This window comes from Sphingobium fontiphilum, from assembly GCF_014196635.1.
In the GTDB taxonomy this organism is placed as follows: domain Bacteria; phylum Pseudomonadota; class Alphaproteobacteria; order Sphingomonadales; family Sphingomonadaceae; genus Sphingobium; species Sphingobium fontiphilum.
On the sequence record NZ_JACIEB010000004.1, the window covers coordinates 1 to 26,078 of the forward strand.

Below are 26,078 nucleotides of genomic sequence, written 5' to 3' on the forward strand. Positions count from 1 at the left end.
GTGGGCGTGTGCGACCTGCCGTTCGTGGTGGGCACGCCCGACCAGCAGCGCGCCTCGCTCGAACTGTTCGGCCGCGAAGTGCTGCCCGTGGTGCAAAGCTGGGACATGTCCCGCTTCGCCCAGCCCCTCGAAGCACAAGCCGCCGAATAACCATCCACAAACACCCAACCCACCAAACACGCCAACGCCGCCGCGCCGCCAGCTGCGCAGCGCCTATGGGGTCAAGCGATCAGGCGGGCGGCTTGCCACCCGCCGCCATCGCGGTCATCATCGCCTGGAAATCGGCAAGCGACGGCGCGTGGCTGGAATACCCGCCATCGACATGCAGGTTTTGCCCGTTCGTGTAGCGCGATTCGTCCGAAGCAAGGAATACCGCGGCCTTGGCGCAATCTTCCGGCGTGCCGATAAAGGGCGTGAGCATGTGCCGCAGCATGACATCGCGCACCGGCGGCGGCATGTTGTTTTCGGTGGCGCCGGAAACGATCAGGCCGACCATCAGCACGTTGGCCCGGATGCCGAGTTTGCCATATTGCGCGGCGATATTGTAGGTGAGGTTGTGCACGGCGACCTTTGATGCGCCGTAAGCCGTCTGCGCGATGTCGCCCTGGAGGGCCTTGGTCGATCCCGTGGTGATGATCGATCCGCCACCCTGCCGGATCATGTGCGGAATCGTGTGCTTGGCGCAGAACATCGGGCCTTTGACGTTGACCGCCATGGTGCGGTCCCACAAGTCGCCGTCCATGTTGACGACATCCACATCGCGGGTGATGATTTCCGGCCCGGTCATCGCCGCGTTGTTGTGCAGCACGTCGATCCGGCCATAACTGTCGAGCGTGAACTGCACCATCGCCCCGACTTGCGCTTCGTCGGCGATGTCGGCGGAGAAGGGCTTTGCATCGAACCCTTCGGCAAGAATTTGCGCGGCGACTTTTTCGGACGAGCGGCTCTGGCTGCCGACGACGACTTTCGCCCCCTGTCGGGCATATTCGGCGGCGCACGCGGCGCCGATGCCCGACCCTGCGCCGTTGATCAGAATGACTTTGCCTTCGAGACGTCCCACCATGGTTCTCCCTTCGCTCATCGCCTTTTCGCGCATTGCCGCCTTGCCGTGTCGAATGCGAGGCAAGGGCCACGACGTTGCGGCATTTCGGTGTGAATGGCGCTTCGGACACCTGCCTGCCGACAGGCCGGATTGCGGCATGGCGGCCGTTCCCGTCATGCCTGACGACAGGTGCGTGCGCCGGCCTTTGGCTTAGGCCGGGTTCCGGGACAGTGTTGCCACGGGGGCCTTGTGAAGATCTACAGCAAGGATGGCGTCGAGATGATCGACGTGAAATCGATCGAGCGCCGGGATGGCGTTCTGGTGGTCAAGGGCAAGATGATGGGGTCGATGGCCACGACCATCCACGTCACCCCGCAAAACCTGTGGGAGGCGTTCTGCCTGCTGCCGTGGAAGGCACGCCTTGCCTTGCCGGTCATGCTGGTCAAGGGCATGGGCAGGCCGGCGGTTCGCGCAAAGCCCGGAACGCGCGGTCGACCCTGACCGGGCACGGCATGGCCGCATTGCACGGCCGGATTGCCCGGAAATTCGCTTCCATGGCCATCAGGGCATTCGTTCTGCTGTCTTTCAGCGGTTGACAAGAACGGCATCGCTCTTGCTATGGCGATTGTGCGCTATCAGCCGGGACACACAGCAGCACGCTGCCGCGCGCCCGCCTGCCGGGTCGGGACGCCGTGTGGCGGAATGGAGGACAGTCTTTGTTGCCAAGGATACCCGATGTTGTCGACAGCGACGACCAGAGCATCACGCACCGCGCCTATGTGCAACTGCGTGCGGCGCTGATCTCGTGTCGGTTCAAGCCGGGTTCGCGGCTGAAGATTGCCCAGCTCCAGCGCGACTTCGATATCAGCCAGGCCGCCGCGCGCGAGGGGCTTTCGCGTCTTGCCGCCGAAGGGCTGGTGACGATCGAGCGCAACAGCGGCTTTCGCGCCGTGCCGCTTTCGGCCGACGGGTATCGGGAACTGGCCGATGCCTGCCTGACCATAGAACTGCCGCTGCTGCGTTCGTCGATAGCGCGGGGTGATTTCGCGTGGGAAGGCAGCCTGCTGTCGGCCTACCACGTATCCTCACGTGTGCTGGCCCAGGTCGGCGATGATGAAATCAGCATGGACGCCTATGTGCGTCACCGCGAGGAGTTTCACCGCATTCTGTTTTCGCGCTGCGACAACCAGTGGCTGTTGCGGGCGTGGTCCCAGCTTTATGCTCAACAGATGCGGTTTCGTCATACCTTCCGCGAACTGGCCCGCTATGAACGCGGGCTGCACAAGGATTACCGTGCATTTCTTGACGCGGTGATCGAACACAATGTGGAACACGCGATTACCCTTTGGCAGGAAAATCACGACAAGGTGGTGGCCTTCATCGAAGCCAATCTTGGCCATGCCGCTGCGGACAAGCCGACGGGACGGCGGTCGTCTGCGCGCAAGGCTGCTTCGGCTCCCTAAGTCCCTCCACGCGATAGGCCCAATCGCTTCCCGGCGCTGTGATAAGCGGTGCGACGGGCGGGGGCGGTGGTGCGCGCCCCGCGTTACGGTGCCGCCGCACAAGGAGGAGGCTGCGATGGTAGACTATGCAACGGTGGGAACCAACGATCCGGCCATGGCGGTGGCGTTCTATGACGCCCTGCTTGGCCCGGCGGGCTATGCGCGGATATTCGATCATCCCAATGGCGGCGGTTTTTACGGCCGTGACGGCATGATCCGTTTCGGGGTGCTCAAGCCTTTCGATGGCAATGCGGCCTGCTTCGGCAACGGTTCGATGATGGGTTTTGCGCTGACCAGGCGCGAGGATGTCGATGCGTTTCACGCCCGCGCGCTGGAACTTGGCGGGACGTGCGAAGGGCCGCCGGGACTGCGCGGCCCGGAAGAGATGGGCATGTATTTTACCTATGTCCGTGACCGCGACGGCAACAAGCTGTGCGCATTCAAAATGGGGTGAGCGGCACGACGCGTTAATGCGTTAAAGGGCGGCGGACTGACGCGGCGCAGGCCCGTCGGTCGCTGCGCAGGCCGACCGCGATGCTGGCGCGGGGCGTTCCATTTCGGTCGATGCCAACGGATAGGCGCGATAGTCCGCGGTGCAATAGGCGTTGGGCCGGCGGTTGCCCGAAAGGCCGATGCCGCCAAACGGTGCGCCAGACGATGCGCTGTTCGTCGGCCGTTTCCAGTTGACCACGCCTGCGCGAATGTTGGCCCCGAAGCGATTGCATTCCCTCGATCCGCAGCCGATCAGCGATGCCGAAAGGCCAAACCGGGTGGCGTTGGCTTCGGCAATCGCTTCGTCCAGATCGGGTAACTTGATGACTTGCGGCAGCGGCCCGAACAGTTCGACATCGGGCCGGTCGGCCACCCCGGTGACGTCGATGATGGCCGGCGGAAGGACCGGCAGGTCATCGCGCAGGCGGACCATGTTCTCGATCGGCCACACGCCCGACGACAGCAGATGGACGAAACTTTCGGTCAGCCCGTCCGCCGTGCGGTTGTCGATCACCAGCCCCATGAACGGGGGGCTGATCGACCGGTGCGCCGACAACGATGCGGTCGGGCAGCCGCTTCACGTTGTCGATCACCTCGTCCTAGAACCCGGCCTTGACGATCTGGCGCCGCGCGGCGATGCACCGCTGGCCCGCACTGGTGAACGCCGATTGCACGATCAGCGCCGCGACATTCGACATGTTGAGCGTACCCCACATGATGAGGGGTTTGTTGTCGCCCATTTCGAGCGCGACCATCTTGCCCGGATCGTCGCGCCCGATCGGATGGGCCGGGTCGATCACCACCGGTGACCAGCGCCACCTTGCCAGTCAGATCGAACAGGTTTTCCGCCAACCCACGTCTCTTTCCCACGGGTGTTTCGTTGCGCATTCGCGGGCCTGATCGTGAACCTGCCAGCGCCGCGGGGACAGCCGTGGCGACCATCGGGGGGGGCGCCAGTGCTATCGCTGTGCGGCCATGCGGGTCATTCCGCGCCTTTGCCCCACAGCAGGCGGTCGGCATATTTCGTGTCGAGATATTCCCAGTATTCCGCTACCCGGCCTGCTTCGCATCGGTAGAAGAAGTTGTAGAAGTTGCGGTAATGGGCGTTGGCCCGAACCGTCATCGCGTCGAGGATGAAGCGGCACGCCACATGATCCCCTTCGGCGATGATCGACTGGATTTCGATGGTCACGGTGCCGCGCCGGTACAGCACATCGTGAAAACAACTGCGGATTTCCTCGACGATCGCATCGCGGCTGGCAATGGCCTGTGCGCCATGCTGGCCGTCATCGACCATGTAGGATGGCGCAACGTAATGTTGCACCACGTTTTCAGCGAGGCATTCGCGGATGCCATCAAGGTCGAACCCGGCGACCGCTTGCAGGTATTTGCGCACGACTGCCTTGTTCGCGGCCAGCGTTTCGCGGGTGCTCATCGCTGCCTCCCTAGCGCCCGGCATCCATCTTCAGCCCGCCATCGGCGAAATAGCTGTACCCGGTGACATAGCGGGCTTCCGGGCTGACCAGAAAAAGCGCCACCGGAACGATGTCATCGTCAAGATCGCCCATCCGCGGGATCGGGCTGGGCGCGACTTGCGCCAGCCCCTGGTCCAGCGCGCGCTGGAAGCTTTCGGTGAGCGCAACCGGCATCAGCGCGTTGACGGTGATGCGCTTGTCGCCCCATTCGCGTGCGGCGGTGCGGGTCAGGCCGCGGATTGCTTCCTTGGCCATGTTGTAGGGCGCCATGCCCATTGTCCCTTCGATCGCGGCGGCGGACCCGAAATTGAGGATGCGCCCGTCGCGCCCTTCCATCAGCGGGTAGACTGCCTGCATCATGTGCAGCGCGGCCAGCGGCCCGGTGACCATCTGGCGATGGAAATCGGCCACTTGCGTACCCAGCACGGTCTTGGCTGCCGATGCCAGTTCGAAGGCATTGTTGCAGGCAATGTCGATCGTGCCGAAGGCTGCGACGGTGCGGGCGACGGCCTGCCGGATCTCTGCCTCTTCGCCGACATCGCAGCGAATGGCGAGCGCGGTGCCCGCGCCATGCTGCGCGTTCAATTCGTCAGCCAGCGCTTCGATGGTTGCGGGCGTGAAGGATGTCACGGCAAGTTTTGCGCCTTCGGCGGCAAAGCGTCGCGCCATGGCCCGCCCGATTCCGCGCCCTGCGCCGGTAATGATCGCCACCTTGCCGTCGAGCCTGCCCATGGCCTTTCCCCTTTATTGCCATTGTTCGGCCCATGGTGCGCCGCCTGCGTGGAAAAACACCTGCCGACGGTGGGGCTTGCGCGTAAAGGATAGCTTGCCTGCACAATCATGCCTATCGCCGGGGAGGATGCATGAAAAGCACAATCCCTTAAACAATGCCCTGCACAAGGGAGAAGATCGACGGTGACGGAATCGGGCAGGGATCGCGCGGCGATTGACTGGCGCAGCCACCGATCGAACGCATCATCGATGGGTCTGGACAACGGCACGGCACCGACCGCGCTCTATTCCGACCCGGACGGTTTCGCGCAGGAAGTGGAGCATATCTTCCGGCGGGCGTGGCTGCTGGTCGCGCGCGTGGACGATGTGCCACAGCCGGGCGATTTCATTCGCCGCGAAGTGCCCACACTCAAGGCTTCGGTGGTCATCACGCGCGGGAAGGACGGGATTGTCCGCGCCTTCCACAATGCCTGTTCGCATCGCGGCGTGGCGCTGGTCTGCGAAGCGGCGGGCAATGCCCTGACCTTTCGCTGCCCTTATCATGCCTGGGTCTATGGCATCGACGGCAGCTTGCGCGCGATCCCTTCGGAAGAGGATTTCCCGCATGTCGACAAGGCGGAAAACGGGCTGGCCCCGATCCATCTTGCGGTCTGGAACGGCTTTGTTTTTCTGAACTTTGCCGCAGAACCGGAGTGTGATTTCGCCACCTTCATGGCCGGAATGGACACAATGTACGACGGGATGGATTTTACCGCCTATCCGGCCACGATCCACTACCGCGAAAATGTTGCGGCCAACTGGAAGCTGCTGATCAACGCCTTCAACGAAGGCTATCATATCCCGTTTCTGCACATCAAGACGCTGGTCCCGCAACTGCTGACCGAAGACAATCCATTCCTGCAATACCACGACATCCGCCGGTTCGGCCCGCACAGTTCCAGCACGTTGCAGCGCAACTACGGGTGGGCGCCGCAAGGTGCGGTCCAGCAGTTCGCCATGCGGCATCTCTTGCCGACATCGGTGCCCGATCTCGATGCGCTGGCGGCGGGGAAGGCGGGATTGACCGCGCATCCGGGCGTCAATGCCGTGGGGATCGACAATTTCGGCACCGAAGTCATCACCATCTTCCCCAACGTGATCCTGCAACCGCTGGCCAACGGCTATCTGCTGTTCACGCATTGGCCGGCGGCGGCTGACCGGCAGATCATCGACGTACGGGTATGTTCGCCCGCCCACCCCGGCTCCCTGCGGGAAGAGTTTGCCGCCGCCAACATGCTGGCCGCCACCCGCGATGTCCTGACCGAAGATATCGCCATGAGCCAGGTGCAGCAGCGCGGTCTGGACAGCGGGGCGCATGCCGAGGTTGTGTTCGGCGAGAACGAGGCGCACCTGCGGTTCTTTGCCGGAGCGGTGCGGGATTTCATGCATGAAAACCCCGGCCGGTCCTGACGGACCGTCATGCAGTGACGGCAGCAACCGGTTGCGTGGCATCATGCACGGCGTATGATCATCAACAATTCTGATAATAGTTCATGGAGAGGTTGAATGGCGAGTGTGATTGAAAAGGCGGACGCCCATCTCAAATACCTGAAGCATGGCGGCAAGCTGTTCATCAACAACCAGTGGGTCGAAGCGAAATCGGGCAAGACGCTGGACGTGTTCGATCCGGCGACCGGGGCCGTGATCGCCAAGGTCGCCGCGGCCGACAAGGAAGACGTGGACGATGCCGTGCGCGCCGCGCGCACCGCGTTTGACGGCGGCAAATGGTCGCAGCTTACGCCTTCGGTGCGTGGCCAGTTGCTGTGGAAGATCGCGGAACTGCTGGAGCGCGATTTCGATGCCTTCGTGCACCTCGAAACGGTCGACAACGGCAAGCCGCTGGCGTTTTCGCGCGGCGACGTGACGCTGGCGATCGACATGTTCCGCTACATGGCGGGCTGGGCTACGAAGATCCGTGGCGAAACCACGCCGCTTTCTTTGGGCTTTCCGCACCTGAGCTATACCACCCGCGAACCGGTGGGCGTTGCCGCGCAGATCGTGCCGTGGAACTTCCCCCTGCTGATGGCGGTGTGGAAGCTGGCTCCGGCGCTGGCCGCCGGGTGTTCGGTTGTGCTCAAGAGCGCCGAACAGACGCCGCTTTCGGCATTCAAGCTGGCCGAGCTTTTCGAGGAGGCGGAGTTTCCGGCAGGGGCGGTCAACATTCTTTCGGGCTTTGGCGAAACGGCCGGCGCGGCCATGGCAGCGCACCCGGCGGTGGACAAGGTGGCCTTCACCGGATCGACCGAAGTGGGCAAGATGATCGTCCGCGCCGCGACCGGCAATCTCAAGAAGGTGACGCTTGAACTGGGCGGCAAATCCCCTGTCGTGGTCTTGCCCGATGCCGATCTCGATGCCGCCGCGACAGGCGCCGCCGCCGGGATCTTCTATAACCAGGGTCAGGTCTGCACTGCCGGTTCGCGCCTTTACGTGCACAAGACGGTTTTCGACAAGGTGGTCGGCGCGGTGGCTGACCGGGCCAATGCGATCAAGGTCGGATCGGGGCTGGATGAAAGCAACGACATGGGGCCGCTGGTGTCCGAAGAACAGCTCAACCGCGTGATGGGCTTCTTCGATTCCGGCCGCGAGGAAGGCGCACGGGCGCTGGCCGGGGCGGAGCGACTGGGCAACCAGGGCTATTTCGTGAAGCCTACGGTTTATGCCGATACCAGCCACACCATGCGGCTGGTGCGCGAGGAAATCTTCGGCCCGGTCATCACCGCAATGCCATATGATGATGACGATCTGGACCGGATCGCCGCGATTGCCAACGACAGCGATTTCGGTCTTGCCGCGTCGGTCTGGAGCCGGGATATTTCCAAAGCCCTCAAGCTGGCCGGAAAGATCAAGGCAGGCACGGTCTGGGTCAATTCGCACAACGTCTACGACGCGGCGCTGCCGTTCGGCGGGTTCAAGCAATCGGGCTGGGGCCGCGAGATGGGCGAATACGCGATCCAGAACTACACCGAAGTCAAAGCCGTCACGGTCAAGCTCTGACCGCATGGGGCAACGGGCTGCGGCGTCGCCGGTACGGGCGGCGCCGTATGCCGGTGTCAAAGGCACAATGGCGTGACAGACCGCATCCGCTTCGATCCCTACGATCCTGCCGTTCACGCACGCGGGCCTGACGCCTTTGCCGCGATGGCCAGCCGCTGCCCGGTGTACCACTACAACGGACGCTTCGATTTCTTTGTCGCCAGCGATCCGGCCGACGTGCGCGAGGGTATCCTCAGGGATCCGGCCACCTGGACCATCGAGGAGGGCAGTTCGCCCAAGCTGTTGCCGCCCGAACAGCGCACCGCGCTGATGGACGACACCGCCTATCACAACAAGGTGCGCTTCGTGATGCAGCGCGGCTTTTCCCCACGCGAACTGGCACGGCTGCACGAAACGGTGCAGCGGCTTGCCGATGAACTGATCGACGCGATGCTGGCCGACCCGCAAGGCCGGGGCGATCTGTTTGAACGGTTTGTCATGCCGCTGCCCGCCCGCCTGATGTGCGTGATGCTTGGCGTGCCCGAAGCCGATCACATGCTCTACAAGGAATGGGCCGATGCCTATTTTTACGACATCCTGAACGATGCCGGAACCGGTATGTCGGTGGATAGCCTCGCGCAGGTATCGACGCCGGTCTTTGCGGAACTGGCGCGCCGCCGTGCGCTGCTCGCTGACAGAGGGCTGGAACCGGACCTTGCGCTGTTGGGCGCGGAACTGCCCCACGATTTCCTGTCGCGCTTCATGTGCGACAGGATCGATGGCCGGTATCTGCGCGATGACGAGATTCTCAGCGTCATGCTGGGCATCATCGTGGGCGGCAACGAAACCACGATGAACCTGATTGGCAACCTGCTGAGCCGCTTGCTGGGTGATCGCGCGCTGTGGGAACAGGTCCGCGCCGACCGCAAACTGGTGGACGCAGCGATCGAGGAAAGCCTGCGCATCGACCCGCCGGTGATCGGGCTTTTCCGGGCGGCGCGCCATGATACGACGCTCGGCGGGGTTGCCGTTCCGGCCCACGCCAAGGTGTTCTACAATATCGCTGCGGCCAACCGTGATCCGGCCATCTTCACCGAACCCGATACCTTCCGGCTTGACCGGCCGCGCGCGCAGATGCGCCATCACGTCGCTTTCGCGGGCGGCAACCACTCCTGCATCGGGGAACCGCTGGTGCGGATGGAGGTCCGCGCGGTGCTCAACCGGCTGCTCGACCGCATGCCCGACCTCGATCTCGATGGCGAACCGCGCCGCGCGGCGGGTTTCAACGTCTGTGGATGGAACTACCTGCCGATGCGCTGGCGCTGAGGCGCGGCGATGCGATGGGCGCAACAATCAGCCGGCCCGCCGGGCCGAAACGGGAGAATGGCGTGCGCGGATTGAATGGAAAGATCGCTGTCGTGACAGGCGGGGCAGGGCGGATCGGCCGCGCGGTCGTGGCCCGGCTCGTGGAAGAAGGCGTGCACACGGTCGTGGCCGACATCAACCTGGCCGAAGCACAGGACGTTGCCGCCGCCCATGGCGCCATGGCCCACGCCATCGCCTTTGATGCGGCGGACGAACAATCGGTGCGGGCGCTGATCGATGCGACGGTGGACCGCTTCGGCGGGCTGGACATCCTGCACAACAATGCCGCCTTCGTGAATCTGGGCGAGATGGGCGTGGATACCACCGCGCTCGAAACCCCGCTGGACTTGTGGGACATGACCATGAACGTCAACGTGCGCAGCTATTTCGTGGCGTGTGCGCATGCGCTGCCGCACATGATCGCGCGCGGCGGCGGGGCGATCATCAACACCAGTTCCGGGTCCGGGCACCGTGGCGACGATGTGCGGATTGCCTATGGCACATCGAAAGGCGCGGTTTCCGCGCTGACGCTGTACATCGCCGCGCAGCACGGCAAGCAGGGCGTGCGCTGCAACGCCATTGCGCCGGGCATGATAGCGGATGACCGCCTGCGTGCGATGGTGCCCAGACTGGTCGCCCTGAACGAGCGTCACAACCTGGTGCCGCGCGTTGGCGTGCCTGACGATATCGCTTCGCTGGTCGCCTTTCTGGCGTCGGATGAATCCGCATATATCACCGGGCAGGTCATCACTATCGACGGCGGGCAAAGCTCGCACCAGCCGCAGATGGTCGAAGCCATGGCGCTTGGCAGCGCCTATTCCTGACCGCGCCCCGCGCTTCACTTTTCCGGGACTTTCACGATGACCAGACCTACCCGTTTTTGCCGTATTGCTTGGATTGTCGACGACATGGACGCGACAGAGGCCGTGTTCCGTGACCTGTTCGGCCTTGGCATGCGCTTTGGCCCGATCGCGCGCGACATCATCAAGGCGGGGATCGACGAGCACGGCTTTGAACCTATCCAGCTATACGTTCCGGCGGCCGACCTGCCGTTCATGAACGGGCTGCCCTATCCGCTCGTGGAAGTGGCGCTGGCGGTGGACGATTGCGAGGAAACCTACCGCGTGCTGGCGGCGGACGGAATCCTGCCATCGTTCACCAGTCCGCTGCCGGGGCCGGACACGCAGGAGCATCTATACGCCCGCGGCTTTGCCGGGATTCCGGTGATGGCCTGCACCGATGGCGACAACGAATCCATGATGGAGCCGTTTCTCGATCTTGAACACGCCCCGGCGCCCAAATGCGGCCAGGTGGTGATCGCGGCCGACGATATCGACGCCATGGCGGCCCGGTTCAATCGCTATTTCGGCATGGCATGGGTGCCGGTCGATGCCGGCGGGCTGGGCGCGCGGGCGCTGGCCGGGCCGCACCGGATCAAGCTGGTCGAACGGCCTTCGCCCTTGGCGCTGGACAACGCGATGCACTGCGTGCTGTCGTCGGAAATCATGGTCGCGGATGTGGAAGCATCGCGCGCAAGGCTGGAAGCGGCCGGACATGGCGTTCTGGCCGAACGCGCGTTTTCCAGCGGCCGCAAGGGTTGGTATTTCGGCAAGGTGCTGGCGGGTATGCCGGTCGGGATCTACGATGCCCGCGACGATGCCGAGGCGCGCGGTCTTTAGCCGGCGCTGGCTGGCGCGCTGCCCGCAGCGGCAAGTTCGCGGCGGATCGCATCGTGGCGCGCTGGCGTAAGGCCGAAACGGCTCACCACCAGCGCCGAAGCGATGTACAGCAGGCCCGGCACGATTCCGTAAAGCACCGCCACGCCATTGAGCGCGAGGGCGCCATTGGCCGTGCTGCCCGCCTTGAAGCCGATCAGGTCCAGCGCGAAATAGACCACGCCAATCGACATCGCCTGTCCGAACTTGTGCGTCACCGTCAGCAGTGCGAACAGCATGCCGGTGCGGTCCTGCCCGGACGCCAGGCGGTCTTCGTCCGATACGTCGGCCATCATCGAGCGCGGCAGCATGTCCACCGAACAGGCCATGGTCCCGCCCAGCAGGCCCATGCCGAAGAAATAGACGAGGTTGCCGGGCGGCATAGCCATCATCAGCACCATGTAGGCAGCAAAGCCGCAGCACCCCAGCGCCAGCGCGCGGTGGCGCCCAATGCGGTTGGCAATCAACGACCAGACCGGCGCGGTGATCACGCCGACGATGTAGAACGCCACGAATTGCAACCCGACATAGGCAAACGGCACCTGCTTGAGCATGGTGAAGAAGAACAGGAAAACTGCGGCGCTGATTCCCAGACCAAGGCCGACCAGAAGCTGGGTGAGCAGCAGCAGCCGGGTGGATGGGAGCGTGAAGAGGCCAAGATAATCGCGCAGGCGCGCCGCGTGGCCCTGTGTCGGCGCATCGCCTTCGCGAATGCAAGCGACGCATGCAGCAATCGTTACGGGTACGCTGGCAAGGATGAACCAGCCCATGGTGCGCACGGTAAAGCTGCTGTCGTTGGCGATCCGGTCGGCAAAGAACACCGGCATCGCCATGACCAGAATCTGGCCGAGCGTGTTGAACACCATCCACCAGGCGAACACGCGCGAACGTTGGCGGTAGTCCGACGTGATCGTGGCGCCCATGCCCATCTGCGCCAGCACCACGATCGAATAGCCGATATAGGCCATGACAAGGCCGAGCGACAGGTACACCGGGCCGACGCCGGGCTGCGCCATGAACAGCATCCACGTGCCTGCCATGACCAGCGGCCCGCCGAGCAGCAGCCAAGGCCGAAACTGGCCCCAGCGCGTGCGGGTGCGGTCCATCAGGCCGCCGACAAAGGGATCGAACACCAGATCGCCCAGGCGCACGAACGTGAAGATGAAGCCGACAAGCGCCAGATTCAGCCCTAGCGAGTGGGCATAGAACTCCGGCAGGAAGATGATCATGGGCAGCGTCAGGGCCGACATCGGCAGCGCGGGCGCCGCCAGCGCGGCAAGCCGGCGGTGCGAGGGATGCTTTTCGTTGCGCGTCATCGTTCGCGTGTTCCCGAAACGGTAAAAGCCTGTCTGGTCGATGTGTGTCTATCGGTGCGGTGCGTGGCGGGCGCAACCTGCCGGGCGGCGGGCGGGATCGGGTTTCGCGCGCCGGGCGCCCCGCGCCGGCGCCCGGTCGCGCACTGCCGCGAAACCACCCCCATTTGACGCAGCGTCAATCAATAACCCGGCAATTACGGCTGTTTATCGTCATTGCGGATAGGGTTGATGCCCGGTTGCCGGGCCGCTGTGTTGCCAGATGCCAGACGATGACCCTAACATCGCGGACGCAATAAAAACGAATCATAGCCGCACTAATGCATGAAATTGCGTGCCGGGATCTTGGAGAGGATCATCGAATGAGCATCATGCCCACCGTTATCGTGCCGCCGCGCGCGCCGCATGACCAGATCGCCCGGCCCAACCTTGAAGCCAAGATCGACGCCGTCGACCGCTCGCGCGTGACGACCGTCTTTGCCCCCGCCGGTTTCGGAAAGACGATGGCGGTACTGCAATGGTCGTCGGTGCTCGAAGCGCGCGGACGCCCGGTGATCTGGCTGGCGGCACGCGCCGGGATCGCCAGCTACGACCTGTTCATCGACGCGCTGCACGCGGCGTGTGCTGCGCAGCAGATGGACTGGCGCGGGCATGCGGATGGATGCCGCACGACGGCCGCGGCCGGTTTCGCGGCAATGATCGCGGCCTTGCCGGTCCGCCCGGTGCTGGTCATCGACGATGCGCAGGGCCTTCCTGCCGAAGTCTTTGCCTTTCTCGATGGTGTTGTTGCCGCCGCCCGCGATGCGTTGACCACGATCATCGTGTCCCGCAGCCTCAACGCCATACCGATCGCCCGGCTGCGGGCGCAAGGCTACCTGTTCGAGATCGGCTGGGCGGACTTGCGCTTTTCCGTTGAGGAGGCGACCGATCTGGTCGCCCGCGTCGGCGATGTGCCGTTGAGCGCGCAGGAAATCGCACTGATCGTCGAAGATACGCAAGGCTGGCCTGCGGGGATCACGATGACCCGGCTGTTGCAGGACCGGGAAATGCGCGGCGGGGAAGCTCCGTTCATTCGCCCGTCCGGCCTGCGCCGCGAGTTTGAGACGTATTTTAGCGAAGAAGTGATGTCGCGCGAACCGGATGAAGTGCGCCACTTCCTTGCCAGCACGATCATTCTGGAAGAACTGACGCCCGATGCCTGCGCCGCGCTCACGGGCAACGACGATGCACGGGTTATGCTTGAGCGGGTCGAGGAAAGCGGCCTTTTTCTGCGCGCCATCGACCTCGATCGCCGCAGCTACCGCTATCACCCTCTGTTCCGCGACATGGTGCTGCGCCGCCTGATCGACCGCGATCCGGCGCGCGCGACACGGTTGCATTGCCGCGCCGCGCGCCACTTCGCCGCGAATGGCAAGCATCTCGAAGCCGTGGCCCATGCCGAAGCGAGCGGCGATGCCGCGTTTCTCGCCGATATCCTCGACCAGTTGGCCGATCTGCTGATCCATGCCGGACATCTTGACCGGATCGACCGCCTGGTGGACGGACTTTCCCCTGCCGTGTGCGTCGGGCGGCCTCGTCTTGCGCTGGCGATCGCCTGGCGGCGGATCCGCAGCCTTGCATTCGCCTCGGCGGAAACACTGATCGACCTTGCCCGCGCCGAATGGCAGCGGCGCTGCGGAAGCGATACGAGCGATCCGGCCGAGCTGCGCGCGCTTGAACTGGCCATCGAACACCGCACGTTCATGCTGTTGGCTGGCCGCGATGACGTGCGCGCCATTGAAAGCCATGCCGCGCCGCTGCTGCGCAAATGCGGTGATGACGAGCCGTTTCTAAGCTGCACCGTGCTGGCGCAGATCATGGTAGCGCGCCGCGAACTCTTCCATTTCGGCGATAGTCTCAAGTTGCAGGCCGAATCGCGCCGCGCGCTGGCCCGGCCCGGATCGGCGTTTGCGGCCATTGCGCTCAAGACCACGATTGCTCCCAAGCTTGCTGCGCAGGGCAATTCCGATGCGGCGAGGGTGATGCTGGAAGAAGCCTTGCAGCATGCCTGCGACTGCGGCCGGCCCGATGTTGCAGCGCTGCCCGCGCTGGCGCTTGCCGAGGTGCTTTACGATCGCGGCGATTGCGAACGCGCCCGCGCGCTGGTGGACGACTATCTGCCGCACGTGCGCGAATGGGGTTTTGCCGACCAGATCGCTGCCGGGCACCTGATCAAGGCGCGGCTTCTGTTCAACGCTGGCGATGTGGCGGGCGCGGAAAATGCGCTCAAGGAATTGCAGGTGCTGGCCATCGAATGCGGGTTGGACCGCCTTCGGGCGAGCGCTGTGAGCGAACAGGTGCGCATGCTGATTCGGTCGGGCGAAGCCCGCCAGGCCCGCGAGCTGATGACGGCAAGCGGCCTGATGCCGGCGGAAGATCCGTTCCCCACACTCCACCCTTCGCGCCATCAGGAAGGCATTGCCATTGCGGTGATCCGCATCGAGATGCAGCGGCACCGCCTGCTGGCGGCACGCAAGATCGCCAAGCGCTGGGCCGAGTTCGCGCGCCGCAGCGGCGCGGTGCGCTCCGGCGTGACATTCGAACTGCTGATAGCCGAAATCGCCATCCTGAGCGGCGACCGCTCCGAAGCCCGGCGCGCCGTGCGCGAGGCAGTTACGCTGGCATCGCCGGGCGGGTGGACGCAGATATTTCTCGACGAAGGCGAGGCGATCCAGTCGATCCTGCGCGAAGCCTACGGGCAGGGCCCGCTGGTCGACAGCGTGCCCGACCGGTTCGGGCGGCGGCTGGTCGCCGCCATGCGGACCGCGATTGCGATCGAACACGGCGATGACGAGACAGGCGGCGAATATGGCCTGTCAGGTCGCCTGATGAACCGCGAAATCGATATCCTTCGCATGGTCGGCGGCGGCTTGCGCAACCGCGAGATCGGCAACCGGCTCGGCCTGACGGAAGGCACCGTCAAATGGTACATGCAGCAGATCTACGACAAGCTCGGCGTGCGCCGTCGCCCGCAGGCCGTTACCCGCGCGCGCCAGCTTGGCGTGTTGGTCTGAACCGCCCGACGCCCGGGCGGCGTTAAAGCCGCCTGCCGCAGGGCGGGATACGCAGCCGGTCTGATATCGCAAGGTGTGCCGGTATGAGCATCTTTACGCATATCTGCCTTGGCACCAACGATCTGCCGCGCGCGAGGCGCTTCTACGACGCGGCGCTGGCCCCGCTTGGCATTCGCAACCTTGGCGATTTCGGCGATCAGGGCATTGCCTACGGGCATGCGCTGGCCGAACTGCTGATCCTGCGCCCGCTTGACGGTGCGCCGGCCAGCGCCGCTAACGGTGGTACGGTCAGCTTCAAGGCGCCGGGCCGCGATGCCGTGCGCGCGTTCCACCGGGCCGGGTTGGCGTGCGGCGGCAGCGATGCCGGTGCGCCGGGGCCGCGCGGGGCGGTGGAACACGCCTTTGGCGCGTATTTGCGCGATCCCGATGGCAACAAGATCTGCGCCTATTGCTTCGGCGCCAACGACTGATCCCGGCGGCGCCCGGCGGCGGTCACTTTCGGATGTGCGGGCCGAGGATTTGCGGAATCGCCATGCCCGCAGGCAGGTTCTCCGCACCGATTTTGCGGTCGATTTCCTCGTTGTACCAGTACAGGAACTGTTCCTGCACACTCAGCATCACGTCGCGGATGTCGCCTTCGCGGTAGGATCGCTGGATCGTCGGAAACAGGCCGATGTCTTCGGCCAGAACGGTCTTCTGATTCTGCAGCATGGTTTCCCAGAAGGCGCGGTCTTCCTCGTCGTCGCGCTTCCAGCCCATGAACATGTTCGACATGACCATCTTGTTCGGCCCCTTGGGCCAGAAGGTCTGCCAGTTGAAGCCGACCGGGTCGAGCGCGGTAAAGCTGTTGGGAAAGCACGGCAGCGCGAAGACGTGGTCTTTGAACCGCGTGGTGAAATCGTCCGGGGTGGCTTCGTCATGGCCTGCGGAAAAGAACGACTGCCCCCCGCGCTTGCGCGTCACGAAGCGGGCGTGCCCGCCTTCGAACAGCGAAACCGTGAAGCTCCTGGATTCGAGATAGGGTGACAGCGTCTTCGCGTGGACGGTGTTGACGTGGTAGATTTCGAGGAAGTTGTCGTAGGCCGTCTTCCAGTTGCAGTCGATCTCCACGTCCAGCACGCGCTTGACCACCATATCGTCGATCGGAAAATCGTCGATCTGGGTGTTGAGCGGGCCAAGGAAATCAGCCAGCGGCGCTGCCTGCTGATCGAAGTTGATGAAGATGAAGCCATGCCAGGTTTCGCAGCGGATCTGGAACAGCGGCTTTTCGGCCTTGTCCAGACAAGCGAAGTTGTGCGCTTCGGGCACCGATTTCAGCTCGCCCTCCAACGAAAAGCCCCAGGCGTGATAGGGGCAGATGAACCGCTTGGCCACGCCTGCGGGTTCGGTGATCAGCGCCGCGCCGCGGTGGCGGCAGGTGTTGCGGAATGCGCGGATCCTATCGTCGTGGCCCCGGCTCAGGATGATGGACTTGTCGAACTGTTCGAACAGTCGGAACGCGCCCGCCCTGGGCAACTGGCTGGCGTGCCCGACGCACAGCCAAGTCTTGTGGAACACGTGGTCCATCTCCAGCCGGTAGAAATCGGGATCAAAATAGCGCGCGGCGGGAAGATCGGGGAGCGCGGGGAAGCCTTCTGGGTAGGTCTTGCGCTGGAACTCGCTTTCGACCTCCGCATACATGTCTTCGAGAATCTTCTGATCCATCAGGCTTTCCCCAGTGCCTTTTCACGGTGTTTCGTGCGCGCACACGGCCCGGCGCCGCAATGCGTCCGTCACGCCCGTTTCGCTTGTCTATGCGTTTGCGGGATAGCATACCGTCCTTGCGCTTGCATGCGCCCTCGCTTGACGGACAGTCTGTTAGTGGCCGGGCTGTTAGTGGCCGGGGCGATTTCGGCCTACCGTCGGAGGGGCCCAAAATGCGCGCCGGGGCATAGGAAGGCATGATTCCACACGATCCGTAATTTCATGCATGAAAATGGCTTCCCGGCGTCCAGCGGGGTTCACGAAGGAGAGAGATGTGTCCATCTTGATGCCCGATCCCGATCAGGCGGTGCTGGCCCGCCGTGCCGGGATCGCCGAAGCCTTGCGCGGGATCGTGCCCGGCGAAGGCGTGATCGACGATCCCGACGCGTTGCGTCCTTATGAATCCGATGGCCTGACCGCTTACCGCCAGCCGCCGATGCTGGTGGTCCTGCCCGAAACGGTGGAACAGGTATCGGCCGTATTGCGCTGGTGCCATGCCGAAGGGGTGAAGGTGGTGCCGCGCGGTTCGGGCACGTCGCTTTCTGGCGGGGCGCTGCCGCTGGCCGATGCGGTGCTGCTGGGCATGGGCAAGTTCAAGCGCGTGCTGGCCATCGACTATGACGATCGCGTGGCGGTGGTTCAGCCGGGCGTGACGAACCTGGCGATAACGCAGACGGTGGAAGAGCGCGGGTTCTACTACGCGCCAGACCCGTCGAGCCAGATCGCCTGTTCCATCGGTGGCAACGTGGCGGAAAACGCCGGCGGGGTGCACTGCCTCAAATATGGGCTGACGACCAATAACGTGCTGGGCGTGGAACTGGTGCTGATGGATGGCGAGATCGTGCGCCTGGGCGGGCGGCATCTTGATCCGTGCGGGCTGGATCTGCTGGGCGTGATCGTCGGCTCCGAAGGTTTGCTGGGCGTGGTCACCGAAGTGACCGTGCGCATCCTGCCAAAACCCGAAAGCGCGCGCGCCGTGCTTGTGGGTTTTCCCGATCCCGAAAGCGCGGGCGCCTGCGTGGCGCAAGTCATCGCCGAAGGGATCATCCCGGCGGGGATGGAAATGATGGACCGCACCGCGATTCATGCCGCCGAGGCTTTCGTCAACGTGGGCTATCCGCTGGATGTCGGGGCATTGCTGATCGTCGAGGTCGATGGCCCCGCGGCGGAGTGCGATTATCTGATCGAGGAAATAGCGCGGATCGCGGGCGCGAACGGCGCCGTCACATCGCGTACATCGACCGACGAGCGCGAACGCATGGCGTTCTGGGCCGGGCGCAAAGCGGCTTTCCCGGCGGTCGGCCGCATTTCGCCGGATTATTACTGCATGGACGGCACAATCCCGCGCCGCCGCCTGCCCGAAGTGCTGCGCCGGATGGAACAGCTTTCAGTCGATTACGGGCTTGGCGTGGCCAATGTGTTTCATGCCGGCGATGGCAACCTGCACCCGCTGATCCTTTACGATGCGAACAAGCCGGGAGAGCTTGAGCGCGCCGAGGCGTTCGGCAACGACATCCTGCGGCTGTGCGTCGAGGTGGGCGGGGTGCTGACCGGCGAACACGGCGTGGGCATCGAAAAGCGCGATCTGATGCCGGTCATGTTCAGCGAGACCGATCTGCAACAGCAGCAACGCGTGAAATGCGCGTTCGACCCCAAGCTGCTGCTCAACCCCGGCAAGGTATTCCCAACCCTGCACCGGTGCGCCGAACTTGGCCGCATGCACGTGCATGCCGGGCAAGTGCCGTTCCCCGAACTGCCGCGCTTCTGATGGATATGATTATTCCCGGAAGCGCGCAGGATCTGTGCGATGCAGTTGCCGATGCCCTGCGCGAGGGCGCCCGGCTCGAAATCCGTGGCGGGGGCAGCAAGGCTGCCTTTGGCGCGCCGCGCGATGCGCGGATCGTTTCCATGGCCGCAATGGCGGGCGTGATCGATTATGACCCTGCCGAACTGGTGCTGACCGTGCGGGCGGGCACGCCACTGGCCGATGTCGAGGCGCTTGTCGCGGGCGAACAGCAGATGCTGGCTTTCGAACCGTTCGACCACGGGCCACTGTTCGGCGCGCCCGCCGGAGCCGCGACGATCGGCGGGGTGGTGGCCGCGGGCGTTGCCGGATCGCGGCGTGTCACCGCAGGCGGCGCGCGCGATCACCTGCTGGGCTTCACCGCCGTTTCGGGCCGGGGAGAAACCTTCGTCGCCGGGGCCAGGGTGGTCAAGAACGTGACCGGCTATGACCTGCCCAAGCTGATGGCCGGAAGCTGGGGGCGGATCGGGGCAATGACCGAACTCACCCTCAAAGTGCTGCCCCGTCCTCGCATGGCGGTGACGGTGGCCATCGAAGGGCTGGATTGCTGCGCCGCGCATGCGGCCATGGCCCGCGCGCTGGGCAGCCATGCCGATGTGTCGGCGGCGGCGCATGTGCCGAAAGGCCCGGATCGCGCGCGCGCCATCACACTGTTCCGGCTGGCGGGCTTTCCACCGTCGGTCGAAGCGCGCGCGGCAGTCTTGCCTGTCCTGCTGGCCGATCATGGCGCACTGCGGCGGCTCGATACAACCGAAGCGGCGGCGCTGTGGCACACGGCAGGCGCCGCCGCCGGCCTTGCGGGCGCGGTGCTGTGGCGGTTGCACCTGCCGCCAGCGGCTGCGCCCGGTGCGGTTGCCGCGCTGGAGCCGTTTGGCCCGCGCTGGTCGCTCGACTGGGGTGGCGGCCTTGTGTGGCTGGCGCTGGACGATGAAACGCCCGCAGCGGCAGAGCAGGTGCGGGCCGCCGCCGCGGCGGCCGAGGGCGAAGCGATGCTGGTCCGCGCGCCTGCGTCCTTGCGCGCCGTGGTTCCGGCACAGCACCCGCGCGCACCGCTGGTCGCCGCGCTGGAGGAACGGGTGCGCCGTGCGTTCGATCCGGCGGGCGTTTTCGAGATCGGCCGGTTCGAAATTGCGCGGTCCGGAGGGTAGCCGATGCAGACCAACTTCACGCCTGAGGCCCTGGCCGATCCGGCCATGCGGGTATCGGAATCGATCATCCGCAAGTGCGTGCACTGCGGGTTCTGCACCGCGACGTGCCCCACCTATGTCCTCCTTGGCGACGAACTCGACAGTCCGCGCGGGCGCATTTACCTGATGAAGGACATGCTGGAAAACCAGCGGGCGCCCACCCCCGAAATCGTCAAGCATGTCGACCGCTGCCTTTCGTGCCTGGCGTGCATGACGACCTGCCCTTCGGGTGTGAACTACATGCATCTGGCCGATCATGCCCGCGCCTATATCGAAGACCATTACGCCCGGCCCTGGCCGCAGCGGGCATACCGCGCGCTGCTGGCGCTGATCCTGCCGTACACCGGACGGTTCCGCGTCGCGCTGCGCCTTGCCCCGCTGGCGCGCCCGTTCCTGCCACTGCTGCGCAAGGTCAGGGGCCTGCACCCGATGGCGGCGATGCTGGAGCTTGCTCCGCCCTCGCTGGCGCCCTTGCCATCGTCCGCGCCTGCGATGACGGCCGGGCCGGTGCGCAAGGGGCGTGTCGCCATCCTGCAAGGCTGCGCCGAGCCTGCGCTGCGGCCGCAGTTTCGGGCAGCGGCGGTGCGGCTTATCAATCGCTGCGGCTATGACGTGACCTTTGCGGCGGGCGAAGGCTGTTGCGGGGCGCTGGTCCACCATATGGGCCGCGAAGAGGCCGCGCTGGAATCCGCCCGCAGCAATGTCGATGCCTGGACGCGCGAAATCGCGGCGGGCGGGCTGGATGCCATCGTCATCACGACGTCGGGCTGCGGGACCACGATCAGGAATTATGGCTTCATGCTGCGCAACGATCCGGCCTATGCGGCAAAGGCGGAACGCGTTTCGGCGCTGGCGTGCGACGTTACCGAGTTCCTCGATGGCATCGACATGCCACCGGCGCGCGGAACAGGCTTGCGCGTGGCCTATCACGCCGCCTGTTCGTTGCAGCATGGGCAAAAGGTGACCGCTGCCCCGGCCCGCCTGCTGGCGGAGGCGGGCTTTTCCGTCCAGACTCCGGCCGAAGCCCATCTGTGCTGCGGGTCGGCGGGAACCTACAACATCCTGCAACCCGAAATCGCGGGCCAGCTTGGCGATCGCAAGGCAGCCAATATCGAACGGCTTGGCGCCGATGTGATCGCCACCGGCAATATCGGCTGTGCCATGCAGATCGGCCAGCGCACGAAAACCCCCGTGGTCCACACGGTTGAACTGCTGGACTGGGCCACGGGCGGCCCGGTGCCGGACGCCTTGCAACATAGTGCATCGAAAGGATTGGATTGATGAACCGCATTACCCTGGAACAGGCCAACGCCGTGATTGCCGGCGCCTTTGCCAAGGCGCGCGAAATGGCGCTCAAACCGCTGGGCGTCGCGGTTCTCGACGCGGGCGGGCACCTGATTGCCTGGCAGCGGCAGGATGGAGCGTCGACCGGGCGCCTGCAACTTGCCGTGGGCAAGGCATCGGGGGCGCTGTTCCTTGGCATTTCGTCGCGCAAGATCGGCGATATGGCGGGTGAGCGGCCGACGTTTCTGGCATCGCTTGCGCCGATTGCACCGGGAGGCGTGGTGCCCGCAGCGGGCGGCGTGATCGTGGTTGACGCCAACGGCCACGCCATCGGCGCGGTCGGCATTTCGGGCGACCTGTCCGACAAGGACGAAGCCTGCACGCTGGCAGGCATTGCCGCCGCGGGCCTGACCGCGCAGGCTTGAGCACGGGAGAAGCACGATGGGATATGTTCGCTACTACGCTCTGACCGCACGCGAGGGCGAAGGTGCGGTCTTGCGCATCGCCATCGAACAGCTTGCCGCAAAGGTCGCCCCGCTTGCCGGGTGCGAAGCGACCGAGTTGTTCGAAGACGCCGCGCAAGCGGGGCGTTTCGTCTTCCTCGAACGCTGGACATCGGCCGAGGCGCACCAGGAAGGCGGCAAGGTGCTGGGCAAGGAGGCTTTTGCCCCGCTCAAGGCAGTGCTTGCCGCACCGCCCGAAGCGGCGGCGCTGATACCCTTGGGTTGAGCGATGTCGGGCGCAGGCCGGTGTCGCTGACCGGTCCGCCCGATCAATGTGGCCGGATCAGCACCTTGCACTTGGCATTGCGCCCGCGCAGTTCCTCGAACGCGGCGGGGGCCTGTTCCAGCGCCACCACGTCGCTGATCATCGCGCGCGGTTCGACGTGCCCCTTGTCAAGCGCGCCTGCGGCGATCTCGAACTCGCGCGTGTCGTACATGTTGGTGTAGCGCAGCGTGATTTCCTTGATCATCGCAGGCATTGCGGAAAAGGCGTCCGGGGTCCAGCAGAAGCCCGGCGCGGCGATCATCCCGCGCCGCTTGACCGCCGATACGGCCAGATCGAGCGAGCCGGGAACGCCCGCGCATTCGAACACGATATCCGCCGCGCTGCCCAGCGCCGCAGCCGTCTGTTCGGCAAGGGTGCGGCCTTCTTCGGGCACGATGAAATCGTCAACGCCAATCGCGCGGGCCATGGCTTCGCGCCGCCGCGATGTTGCCGCCATCGCCACGCTTTGCGCGCCCGAAAGCCGTGCCCAATAGGCCGCAGCCAGCCCGATCGCGCCCGCACCGATCACCAGCACGCGGTCGCCGGTGGAAATGCCCGATGCCCGCGCCGCGCGCAGCGAAACGGCCAGCGGTTCGACTAGCGCGCCATCGTCGAAGCTCAGCGAACCGGGCAGGCGCACGCACCACGCGGGATTGGTGACCAGATATTCGGCATAGCCGCCGCCCGTGCCGAACGATCCGAACATGCGGAACTGCGGGCAGGCCATGGCATCGCCGGTCTTGCAGCCGGTACATTCGCCGCACGTCACGAACGGCAGCACCGCCACGCGATCGCCGATGGCGACGCCCTGCGCCTGTGCGCCCAGCGCCACCACTTCACCTGCAACCTCGTGGCCGGGAATCTCGCCGTCGGCAAAGGAATAGGCATGCCCTTCGGCCATGTGCAGGTCGGACCCGCAGATGCCGCAGCGGTGGACCTTGATGACCGCCTGACCGGGGCCGGGCGTGGGATCGGCCACGGTTTCCATCGCCAGCTTGCGGGTCTCGGTCTTGAACACGGCAGCGCGCATGGCAGATCACCTTTGTCGGCAGAAGCACGGGCCATGCATGGCCGGCTGCTGCCGTGGGCACCCCTATCCGTGGTCTGGCGATCTGCCTATCGGCGCAGCGCTCGCATAATGAAATCGAGCGCGAAGGCGCGGGTATCGCCAGGGTTCTGCTGCCAGTTCCGCCCGGAATAGCGTTCCAGCATCTTGGAGGATGACAGGCAGCCGATGGTGATGATCACGCTCATGAACTCAAGCTTGTCACCGTCGATGTCGGCGTTGAATAGCCCCTGCTCCTGGCCGCGTCGCACCACGTCGGACAAGTGCTCGGCCAGGGTTTTCTGCAAGCGGCGGATCTCGTTGGCCGAACGCAGTTGCGCCCCGCCATGCAGGCTCTGGTCGAGCGAGACCATGCCCACCAGCGGGTCTTCGGCATAGATGTCGTAAAGCTCTTCAATGTACCGGCGCACGGCGTCTTCCGGCGCCAGTTCCTCGAACGGAATCTGCAGCAGGCGCTCGTTTGTGGTCAGCGATATGTCTTTCAACAATTCCCAGTAAAGCTCGTCCTTTCCCTTGAAATAGAAATAGACGATCTGCTTGCTGACATGGGCGCGGCGGGCAATATGTTCGACCTTGGTCCCGTCGTAGCCATTTGCGCCGAACTCTTCGCGGGCGGCTTCCAGAATGCGGCGGATTGTTGCTGCGGGATCGCGCGCGGTGCGCGGGCGCGGGGCGGTTTGGTCATCGGTCACCGCGCTAGCCTACCAGCAAGCCGGGCGCTGTGCCAGCGGCCGCATGCGATCCTCCGTCCGCCAATGCTGCAAACCTAAGGCCCTTCCCCGCCACCGGGCAGGTCACGCGCCGCGCAAGTCCTGGCTGTATGGCGCGCGGGCGACGATCAGGGACCGATCAGGCACAAAGGGATACACCGCAGGCCATGACTTTCAGACCACCATATCAGCCGCAGCTTTCGGGCGGGTGCAACCTGCGCGATCTTGGCGGCCATCAAACCGCCACCGGGCAGGAAGTGCGCAAGGGGGTGATCTACCGTTCGGGCGTGCTCGCCTACCTTACGCCATCGGACCATTGCTGCCTTGCCCGTTCGCAGATCCGCGCCATCGTGGACTTGCGCCGCCCCGACGAGATTGCCGAGGAGCCGACGGACTGGAAGTTCCCGGTGCGCCGCTTTGCCTACCGGCTCGATGCTGAACGCGAGGCGGCGCAGCGCGGATCGCCATGGATGCAATCGGCCACGCCCGATGAGGCGCGCCGGTTCATGCTGCAATCTTACGAATCCATGCACGAATGGCTCGCGCAGCCGTTGCGCGCGATCTTCGATGCGGTGCTGGACGAAGACGTGGCCGTGCTGTTCCACTGTTCGGCGGGCAAGGACCGCACAGGTTTTTGCGCGGCAATCGTGCTGGGCCTGCTCGGCGTGTCGGAAGAAACGATCCTTGCCGAATATGCCTTCACCGACAAGGCGGTGGACTTCGTCGACTTTGCCGCACGCCACCGCGCCGCCCGGCTGGGCCTTGCGGTGCGGCTTGACGCCCCCGAAGGCCCCCGCGCGGACGTGATGCGCGTGCTGACCCGCGCCGACCCGGACTATCTGCGCGCGGCGCTTGCCGTCGTCACGGGCCGGTACGGTTCGGTCGAGGGTTATGTCCGGCAGGCGCTCGGCCTTGCCCCGGAGCAGATTGCCGCCATACGCTATCAACTGCTCGACGCTTGACCGGGCGCCCCGGTCAGAACGTATCGACCGGGGGTAGCTCGGGTGCTTCGATTTCGCGCATGTCGGCCATCTGCGGCTGGTGGGCAAGATGACCGCCATCGACCGAGTATGCCTGCCCGGTGATATATTGTGATTCATCGGCGGCAAGGAACGCCGCCATCGCCGCGATATCGGCAGGGATTCCGATGCGCGAGGTCAGCGCCTGGCGCTTGATGCGGGCAACCAGCTCGGGGTATTCGGCCAGACTGTCGTTGATGATCGGGCCGGGCAGGATCGCGTTGCATCGGATGGCCTGACGCCCGTGCTGCGCAGCGACATATTTAGTCAACCCGATTACCGCCGCCTTGGATGTGCCATAGGCGATACGCACGTTGTCGCCCGCCAGGCCGGAATCCGACGCAGTGTTGATGATCGACCCGCCGCCGTTGCGGATCATGTGCGGGATGGCGTACTTGCAGCCCAGCATCACGCCGCGCACGTTCACGTTCATCACCAGATCCCAGATTTCGATCGGGATATCGACTGCTGTGCGGTCCTGCAGGTTCACTTCTTTCGAGGTGGCCGCGGCGTTGTTGAACAGGATGTCGATCTTGCCGAAGCGGGCAATCGTTTCGGCAATGCCGGCTTCGATGGACGCCGCATCGCCGCAATCGAAATGCAGGCCGATCGACCCGCCGCCAATCCGTTTTGCCGTGTCGGCGGCGCGGCTTTCCATTACATCGGCCACGACCACGGTCGCGCCTTCGGCCACGAACCGTTCGGCAGTGGCCGATCCCAGCCCTCCGGCTCCGCCGGTGATCAGGGCAATCTTGCCTTCAAGTCTGCGCATTTCACTCTCCCGCTCTGTTTCAGG

At 64.8% G+C, this 26,078-nt stretch carries 24 protein-coding genes and 1 pseudogene; 16 read left to right on the forward strand and 9 right to left on the reverse strand.

From position 1 onward, the window contains the following. Positions 1-229: 229 nt before the first annotated feature. A complete protein-coding gene (locus GGR44_RS09180) occupies positions 230-1,063 on the reverse strand; it encodes an SDR family NAD(P)-dependent oxidoreductase (protein WP_183955298.1) in 834 nt (277 codons plus the stop codon). Between the two features lie 228 nt (positions 1,064-1,291). Here GGR44_RS09180 and GGR44_RS09185 point away from each other — a divergent pair, with 228 nt between their 5' ends. From GGR44_RS09185 to GGR44_RS09195, 3 genes are all read left to right on the forward strand, one after another. Then, positions 1,292-1,543 carry a hypothetical protein gene (locus GGR44_RS09185; RefSeq protein ID WP_183955299.1) on the forward strand — a complete coding sequence of 84 codons (252 nt, stop codon included), beginning with the start codon at positions 1,292-1,294 and terminating at the stop codon, positions 1,541-1,543. A gap of 278 nt (positions 1,544-1,821) precedes the next feature. Next, positions 1,822-2,505 (forward strand): GntR family transcriptional regulator, encoded by a 684-nt coding sequence (locus tag GGR44_RS09190; RefSeq protein ID WP_183955300.1) that lies wholly within the window; start codon positions 1,822-1,824, stop codon positions 2,503-2,505. 115 nt (positions 2,506-2,620) lie between these two features. Next, positions 2,621-2,998: a VOC family protein gene (locus GGR44_RS09195; protein ID WP_183955301.1), complete on the forward strand. Its 378-nt coding sequence runs from the start codon at positions 2,621-2,623 to the stop codon at positions 2,996-2,998. A 13-nt stretch (positions 2,999-3,011) separates the two neighbouring features. On the opposite strand, the pseudogene GGR44_RS09200 reads toward GGR44_RS09195, so the two are convergent. The 3 genes and pseudogenes from GGR44_RS09200 to GGR44_RS09210 all read right to left on the reverse strand — a co-directional run. Then, positions 3,012-3,803 (reverse strand): annotated as a pseudogene (locus GGR44_RS09200) (aldehyde dehydrogenase family protein); the annotation flags it as partial. Positions 3,804-4,018: 215 nt separating this feature from the next. Then, positions 4,019-4,471: a nuclear transport factor 2 family protein gene (locus GGR44_RS09205; RefSeq protein WP_183955302.1), complete on the reverse strand. Its 453-nt coding sequence runs from the start codon at positions 4,469-4,471 to the stop codon at positions 4,019-4,021. A gap of 10 nt (positions 4,472-4,481) precedes the next feature. Then, the gene (locus tag GGR44_RS09210) at positions 4,482-5,243 is read right to left on the reverse strand and encodes an SDR family NAD(P)-dependent oxidoreductase (RefSeq protein ID WP_183955303.1); all 762 of its coding nucleotides are present in this window, start codon (positions 5,241-5,243) and stop codon (positions 4,482-4,484) included. Positions 5,244-5,492: 249 nt separating this feature from the next. On the opposite strand from GGR44_RS09210, the gene GGR44_RS09215 reads away from it, so the two are divergent. The 5 genes from GGR44_RS09215 to GGR44_RS09235 all read left to right on the forward strand — a co-directional run bounded on the left by GGR44_RS09215 (position 5,493) and on the right by GGR44_RS09235 (position 11,299). Next, on the forward strand, positions 5,493-6,692 hold the full coding sequence (locus tag GGR44_RS09215) for an aromatic ring-hydroxylating oxygenase subunit alpha (protein ID WP_183955304.1): 1,200 nt from the start codon (positions 5,493-5,495) through the stop codon (positions 6,690-6,692). A gap of 96 nt (positions 6,693-6,788) precedes the next feature. After that, entirely contained in the window at positions 6,789-8,276 is a 1,488-nt protein-coding gene (locus GGR44_RS09220) for an aldehyde dehydrogenase family protein (RefSeq protein WP_183955305.1), read from the forward strand. A gap of 72 nt (positions 8,277-8,348) precedes the next feature. Further along, on the forward strand, positions 8,349-9,581 hold the full coding sequence (locus GGR44_RS17155) for a cytochrome P450 (protein WP_183955306.1): 1,233 nt from the start codon (positions 8,349-8,351) through the stop codon (positions 9,579-9,581). 62 nt (positions 9,582-9,643) lie between these two features. Then, positions 9,644-10,444, forward strand: coding sequence for an SDR family NAD(P)-dependent oxidoreductase (locus tag GGR44_RS09230; protein WP_343052318.1), 801 nt, complete (start codon positions 9,644-9,646; stop codon positions 10,442-10,444). A gap of 36 nt (positions 10,445-10,480) precedes the next feature. Further along, entirely contained in the window at positions 10,481-11,299 is an 819-nt protein-coding gene (locus tag GGR44_RS09235; RefSeq protein ID WP_183955307.1) for a VOC family protein, read from the forward strand. On the opposite strand, the gene GGR44_RS09240 is transcribed toward GGR44_RS09235, so the two are convergent. Further along, complete coding sequence (locus tag GGR44_RS09240) at positions 11,296-12,651, reverse strand: MFS transporter (RefSeq protein ID WP_183955308.1); 1,356 nt, start codon at positions 12,649-12,651, stop codon at positions 11,296-11,298. The two genes, GGR44_RS09235 and GGR44_RS09240, sit on opposite strands and share 4 nt — an antisense overlap. A 359-nt stretch (positions 12,652-13,010) precedes the next feature. Between GGR44_RS09240 and GGR44_RS09245 the strand changes: the two genes are divergently transcribed. Together GGR44_RS09245 and GGR44_RS09250 are read left to right on the forward strand one after the other, a co-directional pair. Beyond that, positions 13,011-15,701, forward strand: coding sequence for a winged helix-turn-helix domain-containing protein (locus tag GGR44_RS09245; protein ID WP_183955309.1), 2,691 nt, complete (start codon positions 13,011-13,013; stop codon positions 15,699-15,701). An 83-nt stretch (positions 15,702-15,784) separates the two neighbouring features. After that, the gene (locus GGR44_RS09250; protein ID WP_183955310.1) at positions 15,785-16,171 is read left to right on the forward strand and encodes a VOC family protein; all 387 of its coding nucleotides are present in this window, start codon (positions 15,785-15,787) and stop codon (positions 16,169-16,171) included. A gap of 22 nt (positions 16,172-16,193) precedes the next feature. On the opposite strand, the gene GGR44_RS09255 is transcribed toward GGR44_RS09250, so the two are convergent. Further along, positions 16,194-17,405 (reverse strand): aromatic ring-hydroxylating oxygenase subunit alpha, encoded by a 1,212-nt coding sequence (locus GGR44_RS09255; RefSeq protein ID WP_183955311.1) that lies wholly within the window; start codon positions 17,403-17,405, stop codon positions 16,194-16,196. Between the two features lie 325 nt (positions 17,406-17,730). On the opposite strand from GGR44_RS09255, the gene GGR44_RS09260 reads away from it, so the two are divergent. From GGR44_RS09260 to GGR44_RS09280, 5 genes are read left to right on the forward strand one after another with little or no spacing between them, the layout of a single operon-like run. Then, positions 17,731-19,212, forward strand: a complete 1,482-nt coding sequence (locus GGR44_RS09260; protein ID WP_221214341.1) for an FAD-linked oxidase C-terminal domain-containing protein — start codon at positions 17,731-17,733, stop codon at positions 19,210-19,212. A 5-nt stretch (positions 19,213-19,217) separates the two neighbouring features. Then, a complete protein-coding gene (locus tag GGR44_RS09265) occupies positions 19,218-20,396 on the forward strand; it encodes an FAD-binding protein (RefSeq protein ID WP_246344486.1) in 1,179 nt (392 codons plus the stop codon). Positions 20,397-20,399: 3 nt separating this feature from the next. Beyond that, positions 20,400-21,716: a glycolate oxidase subunit GlcF gene (gene glcF, locus GGR44_RS09270; RefSeq protein WP_183955314.1), complete on the forward strand. Its 1,317-nt coding sequence runs from the start codon at positions 20,400-20,402 to the stop codon at positions 21,714-21,716. After that, positions 21,716-22,144 carry a GlcG/HbpS family heme-binding protein gene (locus GGR44_RS09275; RefSeq protein WP_183955315.1) on the forward strand — a complete coding sequence of 143 codons (429 nt, stop codon included), beginning with the start codon at positions 21,716-21,718 and terminating at the stop codon, positions 22,142-22,144. The genes glcF and GGR44_RS09275 overlap by 1 nt, the downstream gene beginning before the upstream one ends. Before the next feature lie 16 nt (positions 22,145-22,160). Further along, the gene (locus tag GGR44_RS09280; RefSeq protein ID WP_183955316.1) at positions 22,161-22,448 is read left to right on the forward strand and encodes a putative quinol monooxygenase; all 288 of its coding nucleotides are present in this window, start codon (positions 22,161-22,163) and stop codon (positions 22,446-22,448) included. Positions 22,449-22,491: 43 nt separating this feature from the next. On the opposite strand, the gene GGR44_RS09285 is transcribed toward GGR44_RS09280, so the two are convergent. Together GGR44_RS09285 and GGR44_RS09290 are read right to left on the reverse strand one after the other, a co-directional pair. Then, positions 22,492-23,517, reverse strand: a complete 1,026-nt coding sequence (locus GGR44_RS09285; RefSeq protein WP_183955317.1) for a zinc-dependent alcohol dehydrogenase — start codon at positions 23,515-23,517, stop codon at positions 22,492-22,494. A gap of 86 nt (positions 23,518-23,603) precedes the next feature. Further along, the gene (locus GGR44_RS09290; RefSeq protein WP_183955318.1) at positions 23,604-24,245 is read right to left on the reverse strand and encodes a TetR family transcriptional regulator; all 642 of its coding nucleotides are present in this window, start codon (positions 24,243-24,245) and stop codon (positions 23,604-23,606) included. Positions 24,246-24,430: 185 nt separating this feature from the next. Here GGR44_RS09290 and GGR44_RS09295 point away from each other — a divergent pair, with 185 nt between their 5' ends. Further along, positions 24,431-25,225, forward strand: coding sequence for a tyrosine-protein phosphatase (locus GGR44_RS09295; protein WP_183955319.1), 795 nt, complete (start codon positions 24,431-24,433; stop codon positions 25,223-25,225). Positions 25,226-25,238: 13 nt separating this feature from the next. Here GGR44_RS09295 and GGR44_RS09300 read toward each other — a convergent pair whose 3' ends face one another. Beyond that, a complete protein-coding gene (locus GGR44_RS09300) occupies positions 25,239-26,054 on the reverse strand; it encodes an SDR family NAD(P)-dependent oxidoreductase (RefSeq protein WP_183955320.1) in 816 nt (271 codons plus the stop codon). Positions 26,055-26,078 lie beyond the last annotated feature (24 nt).

Bases quoted from the DNA above. Each gene is read 5' to 3' on its own strand.
- GGR44_RS09180 (WP_183955298.1), bottom strand. From the start codon at position 1,063: ATGGTGGGACGTCTCGAAGGCAAAGTCATTCTGATCAACGGCGCAGGG.
- GGR44_RS09195 (WP_183955301.1), top strand. From the start codon at position 2,621: ATGGTAGACTATGCAACGGTGGGAACCAACGATCCGGCCATGGCGGTG.
- GGR44_RS09205 (WP_183955302.1), bottom strand. From the start codon at position 4,471: ATGAGCACCCGCGAAACGCTGGCCGCGAACAAGGCAGTCGTGCGCAAA.
- GGR44_RS09210 (WP_183955303.1), bottom strand. From the start codon at position 5,243: ATGGGCAGGCTCGACGGCAAGGTGGCGATCATTACCGGCGCAGGGCGC.
- GGR44_RS09215 (WP_183955304.1), top strand. From the start codon at position 5,493: ATGGGTCTGGACAACGGCACGGCACCGACCGCGCTCTATTCCGACCCG.
- GGR44_RS09220 (WP_183955305.1), top strand. From the start codon at position 6,789: ATGGCGAGTGTGATTGAAAAGGCGGACGCCCATCTCAAATACCTGAAG.
- GGR44_RS09235 (WP_183955307.1), top strand. From the start codon at position 10,481: ATGACCAGACCTACCCGTTTTTGCCGTATTGCTTGGATTGTCGACGAC.
- GGR44_RS09240 (WP_183955308.1), bottom strand. From the start codon at position 12,651: ATGACGCGCAACGAAAAGCATCCCTCGCACCGCCGGCTTGCCGCGCTG.
- GGR44_RS09245 (WP_183955309.1), top strand. From the start codon at position 13,011: ATGAGCATCATGCCCACCGTTATCGTGCCGCCGCGCGCGCCGCATGAC.
- GGR44_RS09250 (WP_183955310.1), top strand. From the start codon at position 15,785: ATGAGCATCTTTACGCATATCTGCCTTGGCACCAACGATCTGCCGCGC.
- GGR44_RS09255 (WP_183955311.1), bottom strand. From the start codon at position 17,405: ATGGATCAGAAGATTCTCGAAGACATGTATGCGGAGGTCGAAAGCGAG.
- GGR44_RS09260 (WP_221214341.1), top strand. From the start codon at position 17,731: ATGCCCGATCCCGATCAGGCGGTGCTGGCCCGCCGTGCCGGGATCGCC.
- GGR44_RS09265 (WP_246344486.1), top strand. From the start codon at position 19,218: ATGATTATTCCCGGAAGCGCGCAGGATCTGTGCGATGCAGTTGCCGAT.
- glcF (WP_183955314.1), top strand. From the start codon at position 20,400: ATGCAGACCAACTTCACGCCTGAGGCCCTGGCCGATCCGGCCATGCGG.
- GGR44_RS09275 (WP_183955315.1), top strand. From the start codon at position 21,716: ATGAACCGCATTACCCTGGAACAGGCCAACGCCGTGATTGCCGGCGCC.
- GGR44_RS09280 (WP_183955316.1), top strand. From the start codon at position 22,161: ATGGGATATGTTCGCTACTACGCTCTGACCGCACGCGAGGGCGAAGGT.
- GGR44_RS09285 (WP_183955317.1), bottom strand. From the start codon at position 23,517: ATGCGCGCTGCCGTGTTCAAGACCGAGACCCGCAAGCTGGCGATGGAA.
- GGR44_RS09295 (WP_183955319.1), top strand. From the start codon at position 24,431: ATGACTTTCAGACCACCATATCAGCCGCAGCTTTCGGGCGGGTGCAAC.
- GGR44_RS09300 (WP_183955320.1), bottom strand. From the start codon at position 26,054: ATGCGCAGACTTGAAGGCAAGATTGCCCTGATCACCGGCGGAGCCGGA.